This window comes from Amycolatopsis sp. NPDC098790 (assembly GCF_044759945.1).
Lineage (GTDB): Bacteria > Actinomycetota > Actinomycetes > Mycobacteriales > Pseudonocardiaceae > Amycolatopsis.
The window spans coordinates 1,695,388-1,718,042 of sequence record NZ_JBIWAI010000002.1 but is presented as its reverse complement, the minus strand read 5'-3'; the positions used below and the strand labels follow the sequence as shown (position 1 = coordinate 1,718,042).

Genomic DNA, 22,655 nt, shown 5'->3' with positions numbered 1-22,655 from the left:
TACGCTAGAACGTAAGCGGAAAGCTTTTCCGCAACTATACGGAAAGCCTTTCCGCTTAGCTACCCGGAGGAGACCCGTGGCCGAGACGACCTCACCGCGCCGGCGGCGGGCCGACGCGCAACGCAACGTCGACTCGCTGCTCGAAGCGGCGAAACGCGTGTTCGCCACCTCGGGCGTCGACGCGCCGGCGAAGGAGATCACCGACCTGGCCGGGCTCGGGGTCGGCACGCTCTACCGGCACTTCCCGCAGCGCGCCGACCTGGTCGCGGCCGTGCTGCAACGCGAGATCGACCTCCTGGCCGACGCGGGACCGGCGATCAGCGCCGGGCACGCACCCGGGGCGGCGCTGCGGGAATGGCTGCGGCGCTACACCGAGCTGGTCGGCACCAAACGCGGGCTGGCCACGGCGCTGCACTCGGGCGACCCGGCGTTCGACGCCCTGCCGGGCTACTTCATGCAGCGGATGGAGCCGGTGCTGGCCGCCCTGCTCGACGCGGCGGCCGCGGCGGGGCAGGTTCGCGCCGACGTCAGCGCGAAGGACCTCCTGCACGCCGTGGCCCTGCTCTGCCAGCCGGTGCGCGGCGAGGACCTGGAGTACAACCAGCGCATGGTCGCGATCCTCGCCGACGGGCTCAGCCCACGGGTGTGACGGCGTAGTCCTTGACCCGCATCGAGTCGTGCATCCGCACGCCGCCGGTGTTGAGCTTCGCCAGCGCCGTCGTGACCCTGCTCGGGAGCGCCGAGACGAGCTGGCCGCCACGGGCCAGGGCCCAGACGCCCGCACGGGAACCAGGGATCAGGCTCTTCGCGGCACCGGCGGCGAACGCGCGGCTCTTGCGCACCAGCTCGCCCATTTCCCGTTCGTAGGCGGGGAAAGCCCGCTCGTGGTCCCCGCCCGCCGCGGCCAGTTCGCCGGCCAGGACGTACGCGCCGAGCACCGCGAGGCTGGTGCTGCCGCCGACCGCCGGGCCGGGGCAGTAGCCGGCGTCGCCGACGAGCGTGACGCGCCCGCGTGACCAGCTCTCGAGCCGCAGCTGGGTGATCGAGTCGAAGTAGAACGGGCCCGGGCCGTCGAGACCGGCGAGCCAACCGTCGATCCGGGGGTGCATCCCCGCGTAGGCCTCGCGCAGCAGCTGCTTCTGCCGCTCGACGTCGCGGTGGTGGTAGTCGAGCGGCTCGTCGCGGCGGAAGAGGAACACCGCGCGGGTCTCGTCGAGGTGGCGCGCGCGGTAGATGCCGGCGGTGCGGCCGGGGCCCAGGTGCATGACAGTCTCGCCGTCGCCGAGACCGGACGTGCCGGGCAGCGACAGCACGGCCAGGTAGGCGCCGATGAACGTCGTCAGCCCGGCCTCCTCGCCGAACACCAGGCGCCGGACGGTGGAGTGCAGCCCGTCGGCGCCGACGACGAGGTCGAACTTTCGCGGCGCGGCGTGCTCGAAGGTGACGTCGCCGTCGGGGGAGAGGGCGGTGATCGAGTCGCCGAAGAGGTACTCGACGTCGGCGCGGCCGGCGTCGTAGTAGATCTCGCTGAGGTCGTCGCGCATGATTTCGACGTGCCGGTCGGAGGTGGCGCGGTAGATCTTCGCCAGGTCCACGCGCACCGGGCGGCGCACGCCTTCGCGGTGCACCGTCATCCGGGTCGTGCCGGTGGCGTGGGCTTCCACGCGCGGGAGAACGCCCATCCGTTCGGTGATGTCCATGGCGGGCCGGAACAGGTCGACGGCGTGGCCGCCGGTCTTGCGCAGCACCGGGGCGCGCTCGACGACGGTGACGTCGAAGCCGTGCCGGGTGAGCCAGTAGGCGAGCACCGGGCCGGCGATGCTGGCGCCCGAGACGAGGATCCGCATGAAGTACCTCCCTGACTTAACGGTAGGTAAGTTGTACCACAGCTCCTTACCTATCGTTAAGTCAGTTATGCTGGGGCCGTGCCGAAACCCTCCGACACCAAGCAGCGCATCCTCGACGTCGCCCGCGAGCTGTTCACCAGCCAGGGCGTCCAGCGCACCAGCCTGCAGGACATCGCCGACCGGCTGGGCATCACCAAACCCGCGCTCTACTACCACTTCCCCTCGCGCGAGGACCTGGTGCGCAGCATCGTCGCCCCGATGCTCGAGGACGGCGAGACCTTCCTCCGCGACCAGGAGTCCCGCGGCGACGCCCCGGTGCGCGAGCTGGTCGAAGGGTTCTTCGACTTCAACTACCGCCACCGCGCGGACGTGGTCATGCTGCTGGCCGAGATGCCGACCCTGGCCGACCTCGGCCTCATCGACCGGGTGCTGGCCTGGCGCACCCGGCTCACCGAGCTGATCTGCGGCCCGTCCCCGACCCTCGAGCAGCAGGCCCGCGCGATCCTCGCCCTGGGCGGCCTGCAGGACGTCTGCATGCAGTTCCCCGACGTCCCCGTCGACGACCTCAAGGCCGCCGCGGTCGCCGGCGCCCTCGACGCCCTCGGCCGTTAACGCACCGCGGCGCGCTCGATGATCGCGGCCGTGTCCACACCGGACGGCAGCGTGCCGAACGCGATGCCCCAGTCGCCGCCGAACCGGGATGCGCAGAACGCGTCCGCGACCGCCGGGTGTCCATGGCGCACCAGCAGCGATCCCTGCAGCACCAGCGCCATCGCCTCGACCACCCGCCGGGCCCGGTACTCGATGCCGTCGAGGTCGGTCAGCTCCTTGCGGACCCGGTCCACCGCGTCGTCGAGGCGCGCGTCGCCGCCCGCCGCCTGCTCGACCTCGGCGAAGAACGCCGCGACCGACTCCGGCTGCTTGCCCATGGCCCGCAACGCGTCCAGCGCCGCGACGTTGCCCGAGCCCTCCCAGATCGACGACAGCGGCGCCTCGCGGTAGAGCCGCGGCATGCCCGACTCCTCGACGTACCCGTTGCCGCCGAAACACTCCAGCGCTTCGGCCGCGTGCATCGGCGCCCGCTTGCACACCCAGTACTTCGACACCGCCAGGCCGAGGCGCCGGAACGCCTGCTCCTGCGCGTCGTCGCGCCGGTCGCCCGCCGCGGCCAGCCGCATCGCCACCGTCGTCGCCGCTTCGGACTCGACGACGAGGTCGGCGAGCACGTTCGCCATCAGCGGCTGATCGACGAGCGCCTTGCCGAACGCGTGCCGGTGCGTGGCGTGGTGCACCGCGCGCACCGCACCCAGCCGCATCCCGGACGCGCTGCCCAGCGTGCAGTCCAGCCGGGTGTTGTTGACCATCTCGATGATCGTGCGGACCCCGCGGCCCTCCTCGCCGACCAGCCAGCCCACGGCGTGGTCGTACTCGATCTCCGACGACGCGTTCGACCGGTTGCCCAGCTTGTCCTTCAGCCGCTGCAACCGGATCGGGTTGCGCGCGCCGTCGGGCAGGACCCGGGGGAGCAGGAAGCACGAGAGCCCGCCGGACGCCTGGGCCAGCGTCAGGAACATGTCCGACATCGGCGCCGAGGTGAACCACTTGTGCCCGACGAGGGTGTAGCTGCCGTCGGCGGAGGGCGTCGCCGTCGTGGTGTTGGCCCGGACGTCGGAGCCGCCCTGCTTCTCCGTCATCGACATGCCCGCGATCAGGCCGCGCTTGCCGCTCGGCTCGCGCAGCCCGAAGTCGTACTCGGTCGCCGCCAGCAGCGGCTCGAACCGCGCGGCCAGCTCCGGGTTCGCCCGCAGCGCCGGAACCGCCGCGTACGTCATCGAAATCGGGCAGCTGTGCCCGGCCTCGACCTGCCCCCACACGTAGAACTTCGCCGCGCGCGCCGCGTGCACGCCCTCGCGCGGATCCTGCCACGGCGTGCCGTGCAGCCCGTGCGACACCGCGACGGTCATCAGGTCGTGCCAGTGCGGGTGGAACTCGACCTCGTCGATGCGGTTGCCATAGCGGTCGTGGGTGCGCAGCACCGGCTCGTTCTCGTTGACCAGCCGCCCCCACTCCTGCGCCTGCTCGCTCCCGGCCAGCCGGCCCAGCTCGTGCAGCTCGTCGGCCGCCCAGCCGGCCCCGGCCCGCTCCAGCCCGGCCACCAGCGCCGGGTCGTCGGCGACGTCGTGCCCCACGAGCGGCGGGACCTGGTTGGTGACCTCATGCGTGGCGGGCATCGGAACCTCCTAGAGCGCGGACGACGAACGTGCGGAGCTCGGCGACGTCACCGGCGTTGCCGCTGGTCAACGGGCCGATGAGAACCTCGGCGGCCGCGCCGACCAGCGCGGCGGCGGTGAGCCGGCCGTCCTGCGGCGGCAGCGCGCCGTCTGTGACGCCCGCCGCGACGTGCTCGGCGACGACCTCGGTGAACGCGCGCCGGAACTCCAGCCGCTCGGCGTCGATCAGCGCGTCGACCGGCTCGGCGAGCAGGGCGTAGGCCTGCCGCGGGGCCTTCAGGGCGCGCTGGGCGAAGGTCTCGAACACGGCCAGCACCCGCTCGACGGGCGTGCCGGGTTGCGCGGACACCGCCCGGACCGCGTCGACCTCCCGCGTCACGACCTGCCGGAAGACGTGCACGACCAGGTCGGCCTTGGTGGGGAAGTGCTGGTAGACGCTCCCGACGGCGACGCCGGCGCGCTCGGCCACCGCGGCGACGGAGCACCCGCCGTAGCCGTGTTCGGCGAGCTGTTCGGTCGCGGCGGCGACGATCGTCGCGCGCTGGGCGTCCAGGCGTTCCTGCACCTTCGGGGTGCGGCGGTAGGGCACGTCAAGAAGTGAAGCACTGATTCATTGCTTCAGTCAACGCTCGAGTAGCCGCTTGGCGCCCTGGATCTCCGCCTCGACGTCGGCAGGCAGCTTCCGCCGGAGCAGCGGCTCGAGCAGCGGGCGCAGGGGAGCGGCGAACCCGAACGCGATCCGGCGCGTCACCCGGATCCCGTTCTCCAGCGGCACGCACGCGAAACTCGCCTCGAACGTCGAGAGCCGCTTGGCCAGCCGGTTCTCCGGCCGATCGGGGATCCATACGTCGACGCGCTCACCGGGCGTCAACGTCATCCGCGAGACGACCTTCGGGCCCGGCCCCAAACCGGGCAGCGCCGAGCGGAACCGGAACTCGGTGACGTCACCCTCGGCGCGCACCCAGTCGATCCGGCCCAGCTTGCGGTCGACCTCCGCGTACCGCCGCGGGTCCATGACCAGCACGAGAAAGGCCTCCGGTGTGCACGACACGAACTCTTCCACGGTCACTTCCACCATAGAAAGAGAGTAGTCTCTCACTATGGCGCGAACAACCCCCGGCGTCACCCGCCGCCGGATCCTCGACGAAGCCGTCCACCTCTTCGCCACCCGCGGCTACGACGCCACGTCCATCGCGGACATCCAGACCGCGTGCGGCCTCAACCCCGGCTCCGGCGCGCTCTACAAGCACTTCCCGTCGAAGGCCGCCCTGCTGGAAGCCGCGGTCCACGACAACCTCGAGCGCCTGACCGCCCGCACGGCCGAAACCGCCGACACGCGCCTCCCGGACGACCCCCGCGAGGCCCTGCGCGTCCTGGCCGACGTGGTCTGGGCGTTCATGGCCGCCGACCGCGACCTCGTCCGCCTGATGATCCGCGAGTTCACCGGCTTCCCGGAGCTGTTCGAGCGGATGTGGCAAGGAGTCCTCGCGACGCTGTACCGCCGGGGAACCGAGTGGATCACCACCCTGCGCGACACGGGCCGAGCGAACGTCACCGACCCCGAGGCGACCGCCGCCGTACTGGTGGCATCGCTAACGTACTACCCGATCCTGGACGTCCTCATCGGACACACCCCGGGCGACCTTGCGCCGGACCGCTTCCTCGCGGCTTGGCTCGACTCGTCCGTTGCCGCCCTCAAGCTGAACTGAGGAACACCCGCTCAGGCGGCCCGCTTCACCAGCACCACCAGGTAGCGGCAGGGGAGCGACCCCGGGTTCACGAACACGCAGTCCGCCGCCGGCCCCAGTTGCAGGCAGTCACCCGCCTCCAGCTCGTGCACCTCCGCGTCCTCGTGGAACCGCAGATGCCCTTCCAGCACCCAGATCTGCTGGTGCAGGAACGCATACGTCCCCACCGCCAACGGCACCCGCGCGCCCGGGGGCAGCTCGACCTCCACCAGCTCCAGCGGGTGCCCGCCGGCGGGGGAGACCGCCCGCCGCCGGTAGCCCGTGTCCGGATCCACCCACACCGGCTGCTCCGCCGCACGCACCAGCCGGCGCTCGTCGCCCTCGGCCCGCGCGATCAGCTCCGACAACGTCAGACCCAGCGCCGCCGACAGCTTCGCCAGCAACGCCGCCGTCGGCTGCACGTCACCCCGCTCGATCTTGCCGATCATCGCGCGCGACACACCGGACTGCTCCGCGAGCACCGCTGCCGACAGACCTCGGGACGTACGAGCCGCGTGGACGGTGGCCGCCAGCCGGGCCGTCAAGGGATCGGTCATAAACCGGGATACTATACGAGCCAATCTGGCTACCATTTGAGCCATGATCCGAGACGCCCTCCCGGCCGACGCCGCCGCCTGCGCCACCCTCTACGCGCCCTACGTCGCCGACACCGCCATCTCCTTCGAAACCGAACCACCCACCGCCACCGAGATGGCCCACCGCATCGCCCACGCACACGCCTGGTTCGTCCTCGAACACGACGGCCACATCGCCGGCTTCGCCTACGCCCACCCCTTCGCCGAACGCGCCGCCTACCAGTGGTCCTGCGAAACCAGCATCTACCTCGAACGCGGCCGCCGCCGCACCGGCGCCGGCCGCGCACTCTACGAAACCCTCTTCGAACGCCTGCGACACAAGGGCTTCTGCCGCGCCTTCGCCGGGATGACCCTCCCGAACGACGCCAGCTCCGGACTGCACCGCGCGCTCGGCTTCGAGCCCGCGGGTGTCTACCGCCGCGTCGGCTGGAAACACGGCGCGTGGCACGACGTCGCGTGGGTTCAGAAGGACCTTCAAGCAACCGATGGTTGCGCATCGCCGCCGGCGCGGCTACCGTAACGAGCAACCAAACGTTGCACTAGGAGCCTGAGATGGACCACGGAACACTCGAACGCGAAATCCACATCGACGCCACCCCCGACATCGTCTTCGACGTCGTCAGCAACCCCGAACACGTCCGCGACTGGTGGGCCGACGAAGCCGAATACCCCGTCGAACCCGGGGGAGACGGCCGCATCGGCTTCGGCGGCACCTGGGTCCGCTTCACCGTCGTCGACGCCGTCCCCCCGAAACTCTTCTCCTTCCGCTGGACCCACGCCGAAGGGGAGACCGCCACCGACGGCAACTCGTTCCTCGTCGTCTTCGAACTCGAACCCACCGCCACCGGCACCCGCCTGCGCATGACCGAAACCGGCTTCCGCGAACGCGGCTGGGACGAAGCCAAGATCGCCGCCGAATACGCCGACCACGTCAGCGGCTGGGACCACTTCCTGCCCCGCATCCCCGCCTGCGCCGCCAAGGCGGGAGCCCGCCCGTGACCACCGCCGTGGACGACGACCTCTGGTCCGCCATCGGCGACCCCACCCGCCGCCGCATGCTCGACCTGCTGCTGAACCAGGGGAGCGGCACCGCAACCAGCCTCAGTGAACACCTGCCCGTCACCCGCCAAGCCGTCGCCAAGCACCTCGCCGTCCTCGACCGCGCCGGCCTCGTCCACGCCCAGGCCGAAGGACGCGAAAAGCAGTACCGCGTCGACCAAACCCAGCTCGCCCGCGCCGCCGCCCAGCTCGCCGACGTCGGCACCACCTGGGACGCCCGGCTCCAGCGCATCAAGCGCATCGCCGAAACCATCGAAAGGAAGAAGTAGGACATGGACATCCTGCACCGCATCGGCATCCAGAAGACCACCCCGGAGAACGTCTACGAAGCGCTCACCACGCTCGACGGCCTCTCCGGCTGGTGGACCGAAAAGACCGTGGGGGACACCGACCTCGGCGGCGTCATCGCCTTCCGGTTCATCCCCGGCGGCTTCGACATGAAGGTCCTCGAGCTCGACCCGGGCCGGCTCGTCCGCTGGGAGGTCGTCGACGGCCCGCCGGAGTGGATCGGCACGACGATCCGCTGGGACGTCGAGCAGCGCGCCGACCACACGATCGTGCTGTTCAAGCACGAAGGCTGGCGCGAGGCCGGCGAGTTCATGCACCACTGCAGCACGAAGTGGGCCATCTACCTGATGAGCCTCAAGCAGCTGCTGGAGACCGGGGAGGGCGCCCCGGCACCGCGGGACGTGATGATCAGCGACTGGCACTGACGTTACTTGACATAATGTACATTATCGGCACTTGGGGACACGCTGCGGCGACGAGCCGAGAGGGGCGCCGAAGCCAGGCATCCCGAGAGGTGCGTGCGCTTCGTCAGGACGGCTTCTCCTGAGGTTTCCGACCGGACGCCGGCGCCTCGGGCGCCCGGACGGCCTTGAGGACACTCACCGGAGGCCGCAGGAGCATCCCCTGGAGCCGTACAGCCGACGTGCCGCCACTCGACCTCAAAACGTCACGGTGACGAAACTATGGTGACCGGTCCGGCGTCGTGACGCGGATCGACGACTCCGAGGCGGCAGTCTCTCCGGCAACCCGAGACCTTCGGATGCTCGCCGCCGCTGAAGCTCTCGAACATACGTGCGCATCCCCACCGTGTGCGCCGAGAGGCGGTTCAAGGCCCGAAATCGCCTCCGAGAGAGCTCTCGGATCCCCCAGGGGGTCATTCCGGGCTAAACCGACGTTTCATGCATAATTGCCATTATGCATGAAACCGGGAGAGTGACCCGGCGCCCGAAACTGTCGGTGGTGTGCGGTACAAGATCCACATGAAGGTTTCCGAGGCCCAGCAAGCCTTCTTCGCGGCCCGCCGGCCCCGCAAGGACTCCCCGCACACCACCGACGCCTACCGCCGGGACCTCGCCGGAATCACCACTCTCCTGGTTTCCGAGCTCGGGCGCCCGGCCGAGGACCTCGACGTCGCCGACCTGACCGGGCCGGCGCTGCGGGCGGTGTTCGGCGTGTTCGCCGACGGGCACGCGAAGAGCTCGGTGCTGCGCGCGTGGTCGACGTGGAACCAGTTCTTGACGTTCTGCGTGGCGGACGGGCTGCTGGAGGGCAATCCGATGGGTGCGGTGGCGCGGCCGCGGACACCGGCGTTGACGCCGAAGCCGTTGCGGGGTGAGGAGACTCCGGAGCAGCTGTTGTCGGCCGCGGCGGCGGGGTCGCGGCGGGCGCGGGATCCGTGGCCGGAGCGGGACGTGCTGGTGATCGCGCTGGGGCTGGTGGCGGGGTTGCGGGCGGCGGAGATGCGGGCGTTGACGGGGCGGTCGCTGGTGGGGCGTGCGGGTGAGCTTCGGTTGCACGTGAAGGGGAAGGGCAGCCGGGACCGGTCGATCCCGGTGCAGCCGGTGCTGGCGGAGTTGATCGAGCGGTACCGGGAGTCGTGCCGGGTGCGGTTCCCGAGTGTGCGGTTCTCCCCTGGTTCGCCGTTGCTGCTGGATCGGTCGGGTGAGCCGATCGGGCGGGGTGCGCTGGAGTACCTGGTGAAGTCGTGTTACCGGGGTGCGGGGTTGCACGACCGGGTGCCGGTGGGGGCGAACCTGCACGCGTTGCGGCACACGTTCGCGACGCGGTTGGCGGAGGACGGTGCGTCGGCGTCGGAGATCATGGCGTTGCTGGGGCACGCGAGTTTGGCGACGAGCCAGAACTACATCGAGGCGACGGGTCGGGAGCAGCGTGCGGCGGCGGCGAGCAACCGGACGTACCGGGCATTGGACGGTTTGGGTTGACCCTCAGCGGAGTTGTTCGAGGTCTCGGGCGGCGCGGGCGATTTCTTCGGCGAGTCCCCTCAGTTCGCGGGGATCGGCGCCGTCGTCGGCGGCGGTGACGATGTCTTCGGCGGCGCAGCGGAGCTGGAAGAGCCGGTCCTGGAGGGCGGCGATTTCGGTGTCCGACAGGACGACGGCGTCTTCGGGCAGTCCGCTTCGCTGCAGGGCGGTGCGGCGTTCGTAGGCGCGCTGGCGGCAGGACTGGCCGCAGTAGCGGCGGCGGCGGCCGACGTTGCCGGCTTCGGGCAGGCGGCGGCCGCACCAGCCGCAGTGCTTCGGGGCGCCGCGGCGGGCGGGGGCGGGTTCGAGCTGGGTCAGTTCGGCGGCTTCCCTCACCCGGGAGACCCTAGCTGGCCACCGGTTGCTCATGCCGGGGTCATGGCGGAAGGGCACACTTGGGGGATGCACGCGTCGTTTCCGTACCTGGCCGATCCGATCCCTCGTGCGTTCGCCCACCGGGGGTGGCACCTCGACGAGCTCGACGGGCTGGAGAACTCGTTGCCGGCGTTCCGGCGGGCGTGCGAAGAGGGTTACCGGTACCTGGAGACGGATGTGCACGCGACGGCGGACGGGGTGGTCGTCGTGCACCACGACGCGAACCTGGACCGGACGACGGACGGGTCGGGGCCGATCGCGGCGCAGACGTGGGCGCAGCTGAAGGGCGTGAAGGTCGGGGGGAAGGCGCCGTTGTCGCGGCTGGAGGACGTGCTGGAGGAGCTGCCGAACGCGCGGTTCAACGTGGATGTGAAGGCGGATCGGGCGGTGGGGCCGTTCGTGGAGGTGCTGGAGCGGACGAAGGCGCACGACCGGGTGGCGGCGGCGGCGTTTTCGGACGCGCGGCTGGTGCGGTTGCGGAAGCTGGCGGGGCCGAAGCTGGTGACGGCGATGGGGCCGCGGTCGGCGTTCGCGTTGTGGGCGCGGGGGAAGCTGCCGCTGCTCCCCCTGGGCCGGCTGGTGCTGGGGGCGATGGCGCAGGTGCCGGTGCGGCAGGGTGCGTTGCGGGTGGTGGACAAGGCGTTCCTGTCGATCGCCGGGCGGTCCGGGATCGAGGTGCACACGTGGACCATCGACGATCCGGCGGAGATGCGGATGCTGCTGGACCTGGGTGTGCACGGGATCGTGACGGACCGGCCGGACCTGCTGCGCGAGGTGCTGGTCGAGCGGGGTGTCTGGCAGCGGTCCCAGGAGTCGTGAGCCGTCAGCGGGGTGCTTTGCCGTTCCAGGCGGCGTCCCAGGTCTTGGGGCCGAGCAGGCCGCTGTCCTTGATGCCGTTGGCGCGCTGGAGGTCGAGGACGGCGGTGCGGGTCTTTTCGTAGTAGCAGCCGGTGCCGGTGAAGCCGTAGCCGAAGGCGTTCATGCGCAGCTGGAAGGCTTTGAGCGGGGTGGCGCAGTCGCCGTAGGAGTAGACGACGCCGGGCCAGGCGGGTTTGGGGCCGCCGGGTCCGGGGACGGGGGCGGGCAGTCCTCCCCCGCCGATGTAGGCGGCTTCGGCGTAGGTGGGGACGCGTTTGCTGCGGGCGTCGGCGTCGCCGGCGAGCTTGAGCATGCCGGCGCACTGCCAGGGTTGCCAGCCGCGCATGCGGTAGAGGTAGAGGGCGCGGTAGTCCTGTTCGGCGGGGGCGGCTTGGTCGGGGCGGCCGGTGCCGCCGACGCTGCGCCAGGTGGGCAGGTCGAACTGGTAGGCGCCGTAGTAGCCGTTGCCGGTGTTGGTGGCGTAGCGGCCGCTGGATTCGCACATGCGCAGCTTGGCCCAGGCGCTCGACGCGGGGTCCGCGGAGGCGGCGGCGGGGACGGTGAGCTGCAGACCCAGGGCGGTGAAGGCGAGGAGCAGGACTCTCGCGGCGGTGCGTCTCCGGTTCTGGATCATGCGTGCACAGTAGGAGCGTGTCCCACTGACCACAAGAGACACACGACGCGCCTCAGTCTCACATGAAACACCGTTCACATCTGTTCGCGACACGCGGTGCGGGGTGGACCGTGATTGCCCCGGAAGTGGCGGATGAGCGTGAAGCGACAAAGCGGACACGGTTTGGGTGGGCGGAGTCCTTCGCGTTGCGAAGTACCAGTAGTCTCCGCGCTGACCTGGACGTTCTTGGACTTGAGGAGCCGTGGATGACGCTGGCCGGGACGCGCTCGACCAAGCGCGAGCGCTGGGGCTGGTATTTCTACGACTGGGCGAATTCGCCGTTCTATTCGTCGTCGACGACGGTGTTCGGCGCGCTGTCGATGAGCGGGATCGCGGCGGCGGACGCGAAGACGAACTTCACCCTTAATGGGGACCGCCCGTGCGTCGACGCGGCGGGCAAGACGGACACGCTGCACAACTGCGACGTGACGTTGTTCGGGCTGCACTTCCCCGCGGGTTCGGTGTGGGGTTACCTGCTGTCGGTGGCGACGGTGGTGCAGGTGCTGGTGCTGCCGATCGCGGGTGCGGTGGCCGACCGGAGCCACAACAAGCGGCGGATCCTGGGCGGGTTCGCGTTCCTGGGTGCGGCGGCCGCGGCGGCGATGTTCTTCCTGGCGGGGTCGGACTGGCAGCTGGGGGTGGTGCTGTTCGTCGTCGCGAACATCGGGTACGGCGGTTCGCTGGTGGTCTACTACTCGTTCCTGGTGGACATCGGCGGGCCGGACGAGCGGGATGACATCTCGGCGAAGGGGTGGGCGTTCGGGTACCTGGGTGGCGGGCTGGCGCTGGCGTTGCAGCTGGGGTTCTACCTCGGGCACGACGCGTTCGGCGTGAGCGAGGGCATGGCGGTGCAGATCTGCTTCCTGACCTCGGGGCTGTGGTGGGCGGCGTTCACGATCCCGGCGGTGCGGGCGCTCCCCCGCCGGCACGCGCCGGTCGACGTCGTGGCGGGGTCGTCGGTGCTGCGGGCGGGGTTCGCGGAGCTGTGGCAGACGGTCAGGGCGGCGAAGGCGTTCCCGTTGACGCTGGCGTTCCTGGGCAGCTACCTGGTCTTCACCGACGGCATCAACACGGTGGTGACGGTGTCGGCGCAGTACGGCAAGGACGAGCTGGGCTTCGGCAACAGCGTGCTGATCGTGACGATCCTGGTGATCCAGTTCGTGGCGTACCTGGGTGGGACGTTGCACGGGCTGGTGGCGCGGCGGATCGGGGCGAAGCGGACGATCCTGGGCAGCCTGGTGCTGTGGGTGGTGGTGCTGGCCGGGGCGTACTTCGTGCAGCCGAAGCAGATGCTGCAGTTCCTGGCGGTGGCGGTGGGGATCGGGCTGGTGCTGGGCGGGACGAACGCGTTGTCGCGGTCGTTGTTCAGCCAGATGATCCCGGCGGGCAAGGACGCGCAGTACTACTCGCTGTACGTGGTGGGCGAGCGCGGGACGTCGTGGCTGGGGCCGCTGGTGTTCGCCGGGGTGGGGCAGGCGACGGGGTCGTTCCGGCTGGCCATCGTGGCGCTGGTGATCTTCTTCGCGGTGGGTTTGGTGCTGGTCTGGCTGGTGCCGGTGCGGCGGGCGATCGTGGCGGCGGGCAACACCCCGCCGGAGGTGCTGTAGGCACCGATAGGGTCGGGCGTCGTGACCTTGTTGAACGACCGTCCAACCGGCCCCGATCCCACCGACGCGTTGTCGTCGGTTCCCGCGGCCGGGTCGCGGCGCGGGACGCCGCCGGTGGGCAGGCTGAAGTTCTGCTACGGGCCGATGGACTGCGGGAAGTCGACCCTGGCGCTGCAGATCGACCACAACCACGCACGTCAGGGGCGTCGCGGCCTGGTGCTGGTGCGCCACGACCGGTCGGGTGCGCCGCAGATCTCGAGCCGGATCGGGTTGAGCAGGCAGGCGGTGGAGGTCGGCGAGGACACCGACGTGCGGGACCTGGTGCGGCAGGAGTGGGCGCGGGGGCAGCACGTGGACTACGTGGTGGTGGACGAGGCGCAGTTCCTCTCCCCCGGTCAGGTCGACCAGCTGGCCGAGCTGGCCGACGAGGTCGAGATCGACGTGTACTGCTTCGGGATCGCGACGGACTTCCGGAGCCGGTTGTTCCCGGGTGCCGCTCGTCTGTTCGAACTGGCGGACGAGCTGCAGCCGGTTCAGGTGGAGGTGCTGTGCTGGTGCGGGCTGCCGGGACGGTTCAACGCGCGGGTGCTCGACGGCGAGGTTGTGCGTGAGGGCGACACCGTTGTGGTGGCAGATACCGAACAATCCGTAGTTGAATCTTCAGCTTTGGCGGGTTTTGAGGCCGAAAACGCTACTGTGCGTTATCAGGTATTGTGTCGCCGCCACTTCCGATCGGGTGACTTGGGGCCCGTTACTGGTCGTCACGGTCAGTTACGGTTGACCTGACCTGGGCGCCAGTAGCCCATTCGGGGGATATCAGCACTAAGAAGGCCGTATTGACGTCACGCCGGAGCGCGAAACGCCTCCTACTAGAGGAAGCTGATGCCGTTGGGTGACGCAGCTCATCGTGAGCAACGACATGGTGTCCCGGGAATCCTCGGGGCCCCCAAGTCGTTGCATAGGGTGAGCATCGCCCTGGCTCCACCCGGAGCTGACTGAAAGGACCCCATCATGGCCGACCGTGTTCTTCGTGGAAGCCGGCTGGGAGCGGTCAGCTACGAGACCGACCGCAACCACGACCTCGCCCCACGCCGCACCGTGCGCTACGCCTGCCCGAAGAACCACGAGTTCGAGGTGCCGTTCTCCGACGACGCCGAGATCCCGACGGTCTGGGAATGCCGACTGCACGGCAGCGAGTCGGAGATCGTGGATGGCGGGCAGCCCGAGCAGAAGAAGGTCAAGCCGCCGCGCACCCACTGGGACATGCTGCTCGAGCGGCGCACGATCCCCGAGCTCGAGGACCTGTTGAACGAACGTCTCGCCGAGCTGAAGGGCCGGCGGACCTCCCGGTCCGCGTAACGCCCTCGAGCGTCGGCCCGTAGCCACCGCTCCCACCGGAAAGGCCCCCGCGACCTCCCCCCGCGGGGGCCTTTCGCATGCCCGGGAACCGGCCCGCCACCGATCAAGAACCCTCCTCCGCGCCGTCAGTACTGTCGGCCCCCTCGCACCGGTGGAAGGAACGACGACCATGACCGACGCGGAGTTCGCGCTTCTCGCGGAGCGCCACCGGCGTGAGCTGCAGGTGCACTGCTACCGGATGCTCGCGAACTACGAGGACGCCCGGGACCTGACGCAGGAGACGCTCCTGCGGGCGTGGCACAAGCGGGAGTCGTTCCAGGGCCACGCGGCCCTGCGGACCTGGCTGTACCGGATCGCGACGAACGCCTGCCTCGACTTCCTCGACAAGCGCACCCCGGTCCCGTTCGCGCCGCCGGACCCCGGCTCCGAGCTGCCGCACCTGCAGCCCTACCCCGACCGGATGCTCCCCGAGGACCCGCAGGACTCGGCGGTCGCGCGGGAGACGATCGAGCTGGCGTTCGTCGTCGCCGTCCAGCACCTGCCGCCGCGGCAGCGGGCGGTGTTGGTCCTGCGCGACGTCCTCGGCTGGCCGGCGCCGAAGGCCGCCGACGCCCTCGACCTGACCGTCGCGTCGGTGACCAGCGCCCTGCAGCGGGCGCGCGTCACGATGCGCGAGCGGCTGCCCCGCCGCCGCCTCGACTGGCGGAGCCCCGCCACCCACGAGCTGTCGAGCGACGAGCGCGGCGCGGTGAAGGCCTACATCGCCGCCCACGAGCGCAACGACCTCGACGGGCTGGTCTCCCTGCTGCGCGACGACCTGCGCTTCGCGATGCTGCCCGACCCCGGCACCGTGACCACGACGGCCGGGGACGCGGTCGACGGCTGGGTCTCCGGCGGGCTCTTCCGGCCCGGCCACGACGACTGGCGCGGGATCGCCACGACGCTAAACCGCATGCCGGCCGCCGCGCTGTACGTCCGCGCCCCCGGCGCCGCCGAGCACCGGCTGTTCGCCGTCGCGGTCCTGCACGTCGTCGACGGGAAGATCGCCGAGCTCACCGGCTTCGACGCCGCGGGCAAGCCCTGGCTGGGCCTGCCCGCGGCGCTGTGATCACCGCGTCTCGTACCGGGTCAGCACCACCCCGCCGGGGAACGTCCGCGTCTCCACCAGGTTCAGGTTCACCCAGCTGTCGAGCGCCGTGAAGAACGGCGTGCCGCCGCCCACCAGGACCGGGTGGGTGACCAGCAGGTACTCGTCGACCAGCCCGGCTCGCACGGCGGCCCCGGCGAGCGTCGCGCCGCCGATGCTCAGCGGGCCGCCGTCGCCGGCCTTGAGCCGGGTGATCTCGGCGACGGCGTCACCGGTGACCAGGCGGGTGTTCCAGTCCACCTTCTCGACCGTGGAGGAGAACACCACCTTCGGCGTGTCCCGCCAGTTCCGGGCGAACTCGATCTGCGCCGGCGTGGCGTCGGGCTGCTGGTCGCCGGTCGGCCAGTAGGAGCTCATCGCCTCCCACAGCTTGCGCCCGTACAGCGACGTGCCGATGGCGAGCTCGTAGCCAAGCCACCACTGGAACAGCTCGTCGCTCGGCCCGCCGCTCCAGCCGATGTCGTCGCCGGGCGCGGCGATGTAGCCGTCCAGGGTCAGGTTCATGCCGAAGATCAGTTTCCGCATCGTGCCAGCCTCCTGTGGGTCGATCTCACCGGTACGGACGGGCGGGGCGCGGAAACCTAATCGGTGCGGAACGGGCCTCGCAGAGCGGCCCACTGCAGCAGCATGATCGTCTTGGCGTCGGCTATGTCGCCGGTCTCGATCATCTTCAGAGCGTCCTCGAAACGCAGCTCCAGCACCTCGATGTCCTCCCCCTCCTCCGCCACCCCGCCGCCCGCGCCCCGGTCCGCCGGGTCGTACGGCGCCGCGTAGCAGTGGAGGCGCTCGGTCACCGACCCCGGGCTCGTGTAGACGTCGAACACGTGCTCCAGCGCGCCGATCCGGACGCCCGTCTCCTCCTGCGCCTCGCGGCGGATCGCCGTCTCCGGGTCGTCGGCGTCCAGCAGGCCCGCCGCCGCCTCGATGAACATGCCGTCCGGGTGGTCGTTGACGTACACCGGGTAGCGGAACTGGCGCGTCAGCAGCACCGTGCCGCTCGCGACGTCGTACAGCAGCACCGTCGCGCCGTTGCCGCGGTCGTAGGTTTCGCGCTGCTCGGTCGTCCAGCGGCCGTCGCGGTGCCGGAAGTCGAACGTCGTGCGGCGCAGGACGTACCAGGCCGACGACAGCAGTTCCACGTCTCGCACCCGGACACGCGGATTGCGGGACAGGCTTGTCGAAGAGGTCATGCTCCGACCATAATGTGCAGGACTAGGCAGAAACAAGGAGGATCGTGCATGCTCGTCGGGGAACGCCGTGACCTGCTGCTCACCCGGCTCGCGGCCGAGGGCAAGGTGCTGGCCAAGGACGTCGCGGCCGAACTGGGCGTCTCGGAGGACAGCATCCGCCGGGACCTGCGCGACCTCGCCGCCGCCGGGCTCTGCCAGCGCGTCTACGGCGGGGCGCTGCCCGTCTCCCCCGCCGTCGCCGACTACGCGAGCCGCACGGCCATCGCCGTCGACGGCAAGGACCGGGTCGCCCGCGTCGCCGCCGAGCTGGTCCGGCCCGGCTCGACCGCCATCCTCGACGGCGGCACGACCACCCTCGCCGTCGCGAAAGCCCTGCCCAGGGACCTCGAAGCCACCATTGTCACGCACAGCCCGACCGTCGCCGTCGCCCTCCTGGACCACCCGGGCATCGACGTCTTCCTGCTCGGCGGCCGGCTGTTCCGGCACTCCGCGGTCACCTGCGGCGCCGCCGCGGCCGAGGCCGCCCAGGCGATCAGCGCCGACGTCTTCCTGCTCGGCGTCACCGGCGTCCACCCCGAGGCCGGCCTCACCACCGGCGACGCCGAGGAGGCCGCGATGAAACGCGCCCTCGCCCGGCGCGCGGCCGACACGTTCGTCCTGGCCAGCGCGGAGAAGATCGGCGCCGCCTCGCGGTTCACCGTCCTGCCCCTCGCCGACGTCGCCGGCGTGATCACCGACGCCGAGAACGTGCAGGAACTTGCAGAGCGGGTGCCGATCCTGCGGGCGTGACCTCGACGTACCACTCCCGGCCCGCCACCACCGCGAACAACGGCGCCGGCAGCCACACGAGCAGCCGCAGCACCGCCGCGAGCCGCCCGGTGCCGCGGACGTCGGACACGTGCGCCGCCAGCGCGGCCTGCTTGCGCCCGGCGAAGCGCCGCACGTCGAACCGGTGGGTCACGGCCGAGGCCGGGCTGTAGGCGCGTTCGAGCGCATCGGCGTCGTAGTCGAACGGGATCCGCAGCGCCCGCACGACCCGGACGAACCGCAGCGCGAAGTCGCGCGGCATGGTGGCTTCCAGCAGCCGCGTCCCGGTCAACCGGGCCGCCCGACGGGCGACGTCGTGCACCTTGACGTGGTCGCGGTGCCCGTAGCCGCCGTTGGCGTCGTAGCCGAGCAGCAGGTCGGCACGTTCCTCGTGCAGGATCGCGGCGAGCCGGTGCGCGGCCTCCTCGGTGTCGGCGCGGGCGAAACGCTGCCGTCCGGGCGGATCCGCGTACAGCTCGGGCCCGTGCCCGCTGTCGGCGTACCCGAGGTGCACCACGCGCCGGACGCCGAGGATGGCCGCGCTCGCCTCCAGCTCGGCCCACCGGGGCGTGGGGTGCTCCGCGGCCATGCCGTCGGTCGCCACGACGACCACCACCCGGTGGCCGTCGGCCGCCGCGCGGGCCAGGGTGCCGCCGCTGAGCAGCACGGGGTCGTCGGCGTGCGCGTGGAAGGCCACGATGGTCGTCATCGGCCCCATGATGGCCGAGAACGGGAGAAGACGACGTGAGTGGACACCGGGTTCACCCTCGGCCTCGAGGACGTCGGCTCAGCGCCGCTTGAGCAGGCGGCGCAGCTGCTGCCAGCGCCGCTCGGCACCCCAGGTCGCCACCCGCACGAACGCCTCGCCGATGATCGAGCCGTCCATCTTCGACTCGCCGATCTCGCGCTCGGTGAAGGTGATCGGCACCTCGACGATCTCGAACCCGGCGTCGGCCGTGCGGATCGTCAGGTCGATCTGGAAGCAGTAGCCGTGCGAGTTGACCTCGTCCAGCGCCAGCTTTTCCAGCACCGGACGGCGGTAGGCGCGGAACCCGGCGGTGATGTCGCGGGTGCGCATGCCCAGCGCGATCTGCGAGTACACGTTGGCGCCCCGGGACAGGACCTGGCGCTTGAACGGCCAGTTCACCACCGCGCCGCCCGGCACGTACCGCGACCCGATCGCCAGGTCGGCGTCCCCGACGGCGTCCAGCAGCCGCGGCAGGTCCTCCGGCGCGTGCGAGCCGTCGGCGTCCATCTCGACGATCGTGTTGTACTCCCGCGCCAGGCCCCAGCGGAACCCGGCGATGTAGGCCGCACCGAGGCCGGCCTTCTCCGTGCGGTGCAGCACGTGGACGTGGTCGTTGGCGGCCGCGCGCTCGTCGGCCAGCTCGCCGGTGCCGTCCGGGCTCCCGTCGTCCACCACGAGCACGTGCACGTCCGGGAGTACCTTGTGCAGGCGGTCCAGGATCGGGCCGAGGTTCTCCCGCTCGTTGTACGTCGGGATCACCACCAGCACCGGCTCGATTTCCCGGGCCCCCCGCGGCGCCTGCGACATCCGTGCTCCTCCGATATCCGCGGCGGTCAGTCCGCCGCTTCCCCTGCCGTGCCGGCGCTGCCGCGCCGGGTGCGAAAACGGAGCACGAGCCCGCCGGCCACCCCGGCGATCGCCAGTGCCAGCAGCCCGTACTCCGTCCACGCACCGAGTCGATCCGACAGCGTAGTCTGCGTCCGCAGCGGGACGCGCCCGACCAGGGAATCGGCGGTGAAAAGGCCCGTTGAGCTGGTAACCGTCCCGTCGGGGGCGACGATCGCGCTCACTCCTGAGACGGCGGACACCACGACGGCGCGGCCGTGCTCGACCGCCCGCAGCCGCGACATGGCCAGCTGCTGGAGGCTCATCTCGCTCTCGCCGTACCAGGCGTTGTTGGTCGGCACCACGAGCAGCTCGGCGCCGTCGCGGACCGCGTCCCGTCCCGGGTAGTCGAACGCGGCCTCGTAGCAGACGAACACCCCGACCTTCGTCCCCGCGACGGCCATGGCCTGGTTCGCGCCGTCGCCCGGCACCATGTCAACCGTTTCCTGGTCGAGGAACGGGGTGACGAGCTCGGCGACCTCGCGGGCGGGCACGTACTCGCCGAAGGGCACCAGCTGCTGCTTCGCGTACCGCTGCCCGGGCCCGGCGTGCGGGTCCCAGGCGACGACGGAGTTCTGCAGGTGGCCGTCGGGCAGCTCGTAGAGTGCGCCGATCAGGGCGGGCACGCCGAAGTTCGCGACGAGCTGGTCGACCTGGAGGTCGGGCCCGGTGACGGTGGTGGCGCTCTCCGGCCACAGCAGCAGGTCCGGCTTCGGGACCTTTCCCGCGTGGATGGCGTCGAGCAGCCGCTGGCTCTCGGCGATGGTGTTGCGGCGCAGCAGTACGCGCTCGCCCTGCAGCGCCAGCCCGATGTTCGGCGCGTTGCCCTGCACGGTCGCGACGGTCCGCTCGCCGTCTTGGGCGTCGGTGCCGATCGTCGGCCACAGCGCCAGCCCGGCCACCACCGGCACCAGTGTGCCCACCGCGGCGAACACGGCCGGGCGGGTGAGCTTGCGCGTCTCCCACAGACGGGCGGCGAGCGCGGCGAGGCAGAAGCCGCTGAGGACGACGGCGAGACCGACCAAGGGGGCGCCGCCGACTGAGGCCAGGGGCAGGAACGCGCCTTCGGGCTGGCTGAAGGCGACCCGGCCCCACGGGAAGCCACCGAAGGGGAACCACGCGCGGGGCGTCTCCAGCGCGATGAAGACCAGGGCGCCCCACAGCGGCGCGGCGGGCAGGCGCGAGACCCACGTGATGAGGCCGCCCGCGAGGCCGTAGTAGAGCGCCAGGGCGAACGACAGGCCCAGCCACGGCCACGGCCCGAAGTCGGGGCCCAGGAAGTCCAGCAGCCACGTCAGCAACGGCAGGAAGAACACGAACCCGAACGCGAAGCCGTAGCCGAACGCGCCGCGGAAGGTCCGCCCGCGCAGCACGAGCGCGAACCCGGCGAACGCCAGCGGCGCGAGCCACCACAGCGGCCGTGGGGCGAAGCTCAGGTAGTAGGCGAAACCGGACACGAGTGCCGCGGCCAGGCGCAGCAGCCAGGCGCGCGGGAACCGCCGGGTTCGCGAAGGTTGGTGCGGGGCGCCCGGTTCGGGGTCGGCCACGGTGACTGCCACGGGTGCCAACTCTAGGAGATGGTGTCGTGGAGGACGGCACCCGCGCGGACCGTGCGCAGGCAGCGTGGCAGGGCGGCGTCCGGTTCCAGGCGCGGCAGGGGCGGCACGCCGGCGCGCGGGTCGGTGGACCAGCGCTGCACGCGGCTGTCGGGGGTCGCGACGACGAGGTCGGTCGCGTCCCAGATCGCGTAGTGCGCCGGAGCGCCGGGGACGAGGCTGCCGGTGACGCCGTCGTTGACGCCGGCCGCGCGGTGCCCGGCCCGGGTGTGGGCGGTGAACGCCGCCCGCGGGGACAGGCCCGCGCCCGGGGTCCGGTGGTAGGCCGCGGCGCGGACGCTCGCCCACGGGTCCAGCGGGGTGACGGGGGCGTCGGAGCCGAAGGCCAGCAGGACACCTTCGGCGGCGAGCGTCGAGAACGGGTTCAGCCCGGCCGCGCGCGCTTTCCCGAGGCGTTCGGCGTACATGCCCTCCTCGCCGCCCCAGAGCGCGTCGAACAGCGGCTGCACCGACGCGACGACACCCCAGCCGGCCAGCAGCTTCGCCTGCTCGGCGGTGACCATCTCGACGTGCTCGAGACGGTGGTGGCGGGCAGCCAGCGCGCGCTGCCCGACCTCCTTCTCGGCGAGGCGGAAGCCTTCGACGACCTCGGCGACCGCGGCGTCGCCGATGACGTGGAAGCCGGCCTGCAGCCCGGCTTCGGTGCACGCGGCCAGGTGCTCGCCGATGCGGTGGGCGTCGAGGTAGAGCGTCCCCTCGCTCGCGTGGTCGGCGTAGGGCCGGCTCAGGGCGGCGGTGTGGGAGCCGAGGGCGCCGTCGGCGAACAGGTCGCCGGCCAGGCCGCGGGCGCCGAGCTGCTTCGCGGTCTCGACGGCGCCGAGCTCGCCCCAGTAGCCGACGACCTCGGGGGTGTCCGGGCCGGCGAGCGCGAGCAGGGCGGCGAGGTCGTCGCGGCCGGAGATGTCGGGGCCTGCGCATTCGTGGACGCTGACGATGCCCTGCCGCGCGGCTTCGGCCAGGAAGGCCCGCTGGGCGCGGTCGCGCTGCTCGGGGGTGATGGCGGCGCGCACGGCCGCGCGGACGGCGTGGTGGGCGGCGCGGGTCAGCGGACCGTCGGGCGACCAGCCGTCGGCGTCGCGGGCGGCCGGGGCCAGCTCGACCAGCGCGGTGGAGACCAGCGCGGAGTGGACGTCGACGCGGCTGAGGTAGACGGGCGCGGCGCCGGCGGCGTCGTCGAGCTCGGCGCGGCTCGGCAGCCGCGGGTCGGTCCAGGCGGACTCGTCCCAGCCGTGGGCGAGCAGGACCTGCCCGGGCACGACGGCGTCGCGCACGCGGGCCAGCAGCTCGGCGCCGCCGCGCACGCCGGTGAGGTCGAGGCCGGTCAGGTGCAGGCCGGTGGCGGTGGCGTGGACGTGGGCGTCGACGAAGGCGGGGGCGACGAAGGCGCCCTGGAGGTCGACGATCTCGGCGTTCTCGTGGAGCGCTCGGGCCGGGGCGTCCTGGCCGACCCAGACCACGGTGCCGCCGGTGACCGCCATGGCCGTGGCGTCCGGGCCGGCGGGGGTGTAGACGCGCCCGCCGAGCAGGAGCGTCGTGTGTTCGTCCGTCACACCCCTGAGTTTGCCCCCGTCCGCCGGGACTGCTGCACCTGGGGGAAGCCACCCCGGCATGCAGGAAGATTTACGTCGTGAGAGCGTTGTGGCAGGATAATTTAACGCGT

General features: G+C 71.4%; 27 protein-coding genes. 14 read left to right on the top strand and 13 right to left on the bottom strand.

The features are described from left to right. Positions 1-76: 76 nt before the first annotated feature. Positions 77-649, top strand: coding sequence for a TetR/AcrR family transcriptional regulator (locus ACIQWX_RS21750; RefSeq protein WP_400873726.1), 573 nt, complete (start codon positions 77-79; stop codon positions 647-649). On the opposite strand, the gene ACIQWX_RS21745 is transcribed toward ACIQWX_RS21750, so the two are convergent. Then, positions 633-1,847, bottom strand: a complete 1,215-nt coding sequence (locus ACIQWX_RS21745; protein ID WP_400873722.1) for an FAD-dependent monooxygenase — start codon at positions 1,845-1,847, stop codon at positions 633-635. The genes ACIQWX_RS21750 and ACIQWX_RS21745 overlap by 17 nt on opposite strands. Positions 1,848-1,925: 78 nt before the next feature. On the opposite strand from ACIQWX_RS21745, the gene ACIQWX_RS21740 reads away from it, so the two are divergent. Further along, positions 1,926-2,459 carry a TetR/AcrR family transcriptional regulator gene (locus ACIQWX_RS21740; RefSeq protein WP_400873719.1) on the top strand — a complete coding sequence of 178 codons (534 nt, stop codon included), beginning with the start codon at positions 1,926-1,928 and terminating at the stop codon, positions 2,457-2,459. Here the strand turns inward: ACIQWX_RS21740 and ACIQWX_RS21735 are convergent. From ACIQWX_RS21735 to ACIQWX_RS21725, 3 genes are read right to left on the bottom strand one after another with little or no spacing between them, the layout of a single operon-like run. After that, the gene (locus tag ACIQWX_RS21735; protein ID WP_400873716.1) at positions 2,456-4,078 is read right to left on the bottom strand and encodes an acyl-CoA dehydrogenase family protein; all 1,623 of its coding nucleotides are present in this window, start codon (positions 4,076-4,078) and stop codon (positions 2,456-2,458) included. The genes ACIQWX_RS21740 and ACIQWX_RS21735 overlap by 4 nt on opposite strands. After that, positions 4,062-4,667: a TetR/AcrR family transcriptional regulator gene (locus ACIQWX_RS21730; RefSeq protein ID WP_400873712.1), complete on the bottom strand. Its 606-nt coding sequence runs from the start codon at positions 4,665-4,667 to the stop codon at positions 4,062-4,064. The genes ACIQWX_RS21735 and ACIQWX_RS21730 overlap by 17 nt, the downstream gene beginning before the upstream one ends. Before the next feature lie 33 nt (positions 4,668-4,700). Then, positions 4,701-5,156 (bottom strand): SRPBCC family protein, encoded by a 456-nt coding sequence (locus tag ACIQWX_RS21725; protein ID WP_400873709.1) that lies wholly within the window; start codon positions 5,154-5,156, stop codon positions 4,701-4,703. A 22-nt stretch (positions 5,157-5,178) separates the two neighbouring features. Between ACIQWX_RS21725 and ACIQWX_RS21720 the strand changes: the two genes are divergently transcribed. Beyond that, a complete protein-coding gene (locus ACIQWX_RS21720; RefSeq protein ID WP_400873706.1) occupies positions 5,179-5,787 on the top strand; it encodes a TetR/AcrR family transcriptional regulator in 609 nt (202 codons plus the stop codon). Positions 5,788-5,798: 11 nt separating this feature from the next. Here ACIQWX_RS21720 and ACIQWX_RS21715 read toward each other — a convergent pair whose 3' ends face one another. Continuing rightward, positions 5,799-6,362: a helix-turn-helix domain-containing protein gene (locus ACIQWX_RS21715; RefSeq protein ID WP_400873704.1), complete on the bottom strand. Its 564-nt coding sequence runs from the start codon at positions 6,360-6,362 to the stop codon at positions 5,799-5,801. 43 nt (positions 6,363-6,405) lie between these two features. Between ACIQWX_RS21715 and ACIQWX_RS21710 the strand changes: the two genes are divergently transcribed. From ACIQWX_RS21710 to ACIQWX_RS21690, 5 genes are all read left to right on the top strand, one after another. Then, positions 6,406-6,921 (top strand): GNAT family N-acetyltransferase, encoded by a 516-nt coding sequence (locus tag ACIQWX_RS21710; protein ID WP_400873701.1) that lies wholly within the window; start codon positions 6,406-6,408, stop codon positions 6,919-6,921. 32 nt (positions 6,922-6,953) lie between these two features. Beyond that, the gene (locus ACIQWX_RS21705; RefSeq protein WP_400873698.1) at positions 6,954-7,400 is read left to right on the top strand and encodes an SRPBCC domain-containing protein; all 447 of its coding nucleotides are present in this window, start codon (positions 6,954-6,956) and stop codon (positions 7,398-7,400) included. Then, on the top strand, positions 7,397-7,729 hold the full coding sequence (locus ACIQWX_RS21700; RefSeq protein ID WP_400873695.1) for an ArsR/SmtB family transcription factor: 333 nt from the start codon (positions 7,397-7,399) through the stop codon (positions 7,727-7,729). Before ACIQWX_RS21705 ends, ACIQWX_RS21700 begins: the two co-directional genes overlap by 4 nt. Positions 7,730-7,732: 3 nt before the next feature. After that, on the top strand, positions 7,733-8,173 hold the full coding sequence (locus ACIQWX_RS21695; RefSeq protein WP_400873692.1) for an SRPBCC domain-containing protein: 441 nt from the start codon (positions 7,733-7,735) through the stop codon (positions 8,171-8,173). A 537-nt stretch (positions 8,174-8,710) separates the two neighbouring features. After that, positions 8,711-9,691: a tyrosine-type recombinase/integrase gene (locus ACIQWX_RS21690; RefSeq protein WP_400873689.1), complete on the top strand. Its 981-nt coding sequence runs from the start codon at positions 8,711-8,713 to the stop codon at positions 9,689-9,691. A 3-nt stretch (positions 9,692-9,694) separates the two neighbouring features. Here ACIQWX_RS21690 and ACIQWX_RS21685 read toward each other — a convergent pair whose 3' ends face one another. After that, on the bottom strand, positions 9,695-10,066 hold the full coding sequence (locus ACIQWX_RS21685) for a hypothetical protein (RefSeq protein WP_400873685.1): 372 nt from the start codon (positions 10,064-10,066) through the stop codon (positions 9,695-9,697). Between the two features lie 66 nt (positions 10,067-10,132). Between ACIQWX_RS21685 and ACIQWX_RS21680 the strand changes: the two genes are divergently transcribed. Next, complete coding sequence (locus ACIQWX_RS21680) at positions 10,133-10,924, top strand: glycerophosphodiester phosphodiesterase (RefSeq protein ID WP_400873682.1); 792 nt, start codon at positions 10,133-10,135, stop codon at positions 10,922-10,924. Between the two features lie 4 nt (positions 10,925-10,928). Here the strand turns inward: ACIQWX_RS21680 and ACIQWX_RS21675 are convergent, their stop codons facing one another. Beyond that, positions 10,929-11,597 (bottom strand): transglycosylase family protein, encoded by a 669-nt coding sequence (locus tag ACIQWX_RS21675; protein WP_400873679.1) that lies wholly within the window; start codon positions 11,595-11,597, stop codon positions 10,929-10,931. A 245-nt stretch (positions 11,598-11,842) separates the two neighbouring features. On the opposite strand from ACIQWX_RS21675, the gene ACIQWX_RS21670 reads away from it, so the two are divergent. The 4 genes from ACIQWX_RS21670 to ACIQWX_RS21655 all read left to right on the top strand — a co-directional run bounded on the left by ACIQWX_RS21670 (position 11,843) and on the right by ACIQWX_RS21655 (position 15,710). Then, entirely contained in the window at positions 11,843-13,243 is a 1,401-nt protein-coding gene (locus ACIQWX_RS21670; RefSeq protein ID WP_400873676.1) for an MFS transporter, read from the top strand. 21 nt (positions 13,244-13,264) lie between these two features. Then, positions 13,265-14,029 (top strand): thymidine kinase, encoded by a 765-nt coding sequence (locus ACIQWX_RS21665; protein WP_400873673.1) that lies wholly within the window; start codon positions 13,265-13,267, stop codon positions 14,027-14,029. 225 nt (positions 14,030-14,254) lie between these two features. Beyond that, positions 14,255-14,602, top strand: a complete 348-nt coding sequence (locus ACIQWX_RS21660) for an RNA polymerase-binding protein RbpA (protein WP_003081521.1) — start codon at positions 14,255-14,257, stop codon at positions 14,600-14,602. Positions 14,603-14,771: 169 nt separating this feature from the next. Further along, positions 14,772-15,710, top strand: a complete 939-nt coding sequence (locus ACIQWX_RS21655) for an RNA polymerase subunit sigma-70 (RefSeq protein ID WP_400873669.1) — start codon at positions 14,772-14,774, stop codon at positions 15,708-15,710. On the opposite strand, the gene ACIQWX_RS21650 is transcribed toward ACIQWX_RS21655, so the two are convergent. Then, positions 15,711-16,274: a dihydrofolate reductase family protein gene (locus ACIQWX_RS21650; RefSeq protein ID WP_400873666.1), complete on the bottom strand. Its 564-nt coding sequence runs from the start codon at positions 16,272-16,274 to the stop codon at positions 15,711-15,713. 56 nt (positions 16,275-16,330) lie between these two features. After that, the gene (locus tag ACIQWX_RS21645) at positions 16,331-16,939 is read right to left on the bottom strand and encodes an NUDIX domain-containing protein (protein WP_400873663.1); all 609 of its coding nucleotides are present in this window, start codon (positions 16,937-16,939) and stop codon (positions 16,331-16,333) included. A gap of 48 nt (positions 16,940-16,987) precedes the next feature. On the opposite strand from ACIQWX_RS21645, the gene ACIQWX_RS21640 reads away from it, so the two are divergent. Beyond that, positions 16,988-17,728 (top strand): DeoR/GlpR family DNA-binding transcription regulator, encoded by a 741-nt coding sequence (locus tag ACIQWX_RS21640; RefSeq protein ID WP_400873659.1) that lies wholly within the window; start codon positions 16,988-16,990, stop codon positions 17,726-17,728. Here ACIQWX_RS21640 and ACIQWX_RS21635 read toward each other — a convergent pair. The 4 genes from ACIQWX_RS21635 to ACIQWX_RS21620 all read right to left on the bottom strand — a co-directional run bounded on the left by ACIQWX_RS21635 (position 17,670) and on the right by ACIQWX_RS21620 (position 22,545). Further along, positions 17,670-18,455 (bottom strand): PIG-L deacetylase family protein, encoded by a 786-nt coding sequence (locus ACIQWX_RS21635; protein ID WP_400873655.1) that lies wholly within the window; start codon positions 18,453-18,455, stop codon positions 17,670-17,672. The two genes, ACIQWX_RS21640 and ACIQWX_RS21635, sit on opposite strands and share 59 nt — an antisense overlap. Before the next feature lie 78 nt (positions 18,456-18,533). Next, positions 18,534-19,301, bottom strand: coding sequence for a polyprenol monophosphomannose synthase (locus ACIQWX_RS21630; protein ID WP_400873652.1), 768 nt, complete (start codon positions 19,299-19,301; stop codon positions 18,534-18,536). Positions 19,302-19,327: 26 nt separating this feature from the next. Further along, positions 19,328-20,938, bottom strand: a complete 1,611-nt coding sequence (gene lnt, locus ACIQWX_RS21625) for an apolipoprotein N-acyltransferase (protein WP_400873649.1) — start codon at positions 20,936-20,938, stop codon at positions 19,328-19,330. 11 nt (positions 20,939-20,949) lie between these two features. Beyond that, positions 20,950-22,545, bottom strand: a complete 1,596-nt coding sequence (locus tag ACIQWX_RS21620; protein WP_400873646.1) for an amidohydrolase — start codon at positions 22,543-22,545, stop codon at positions 20,950-20,952. Between the last annotated feature and the right edge of the window lie 110 nt (positions 22,546-22,655).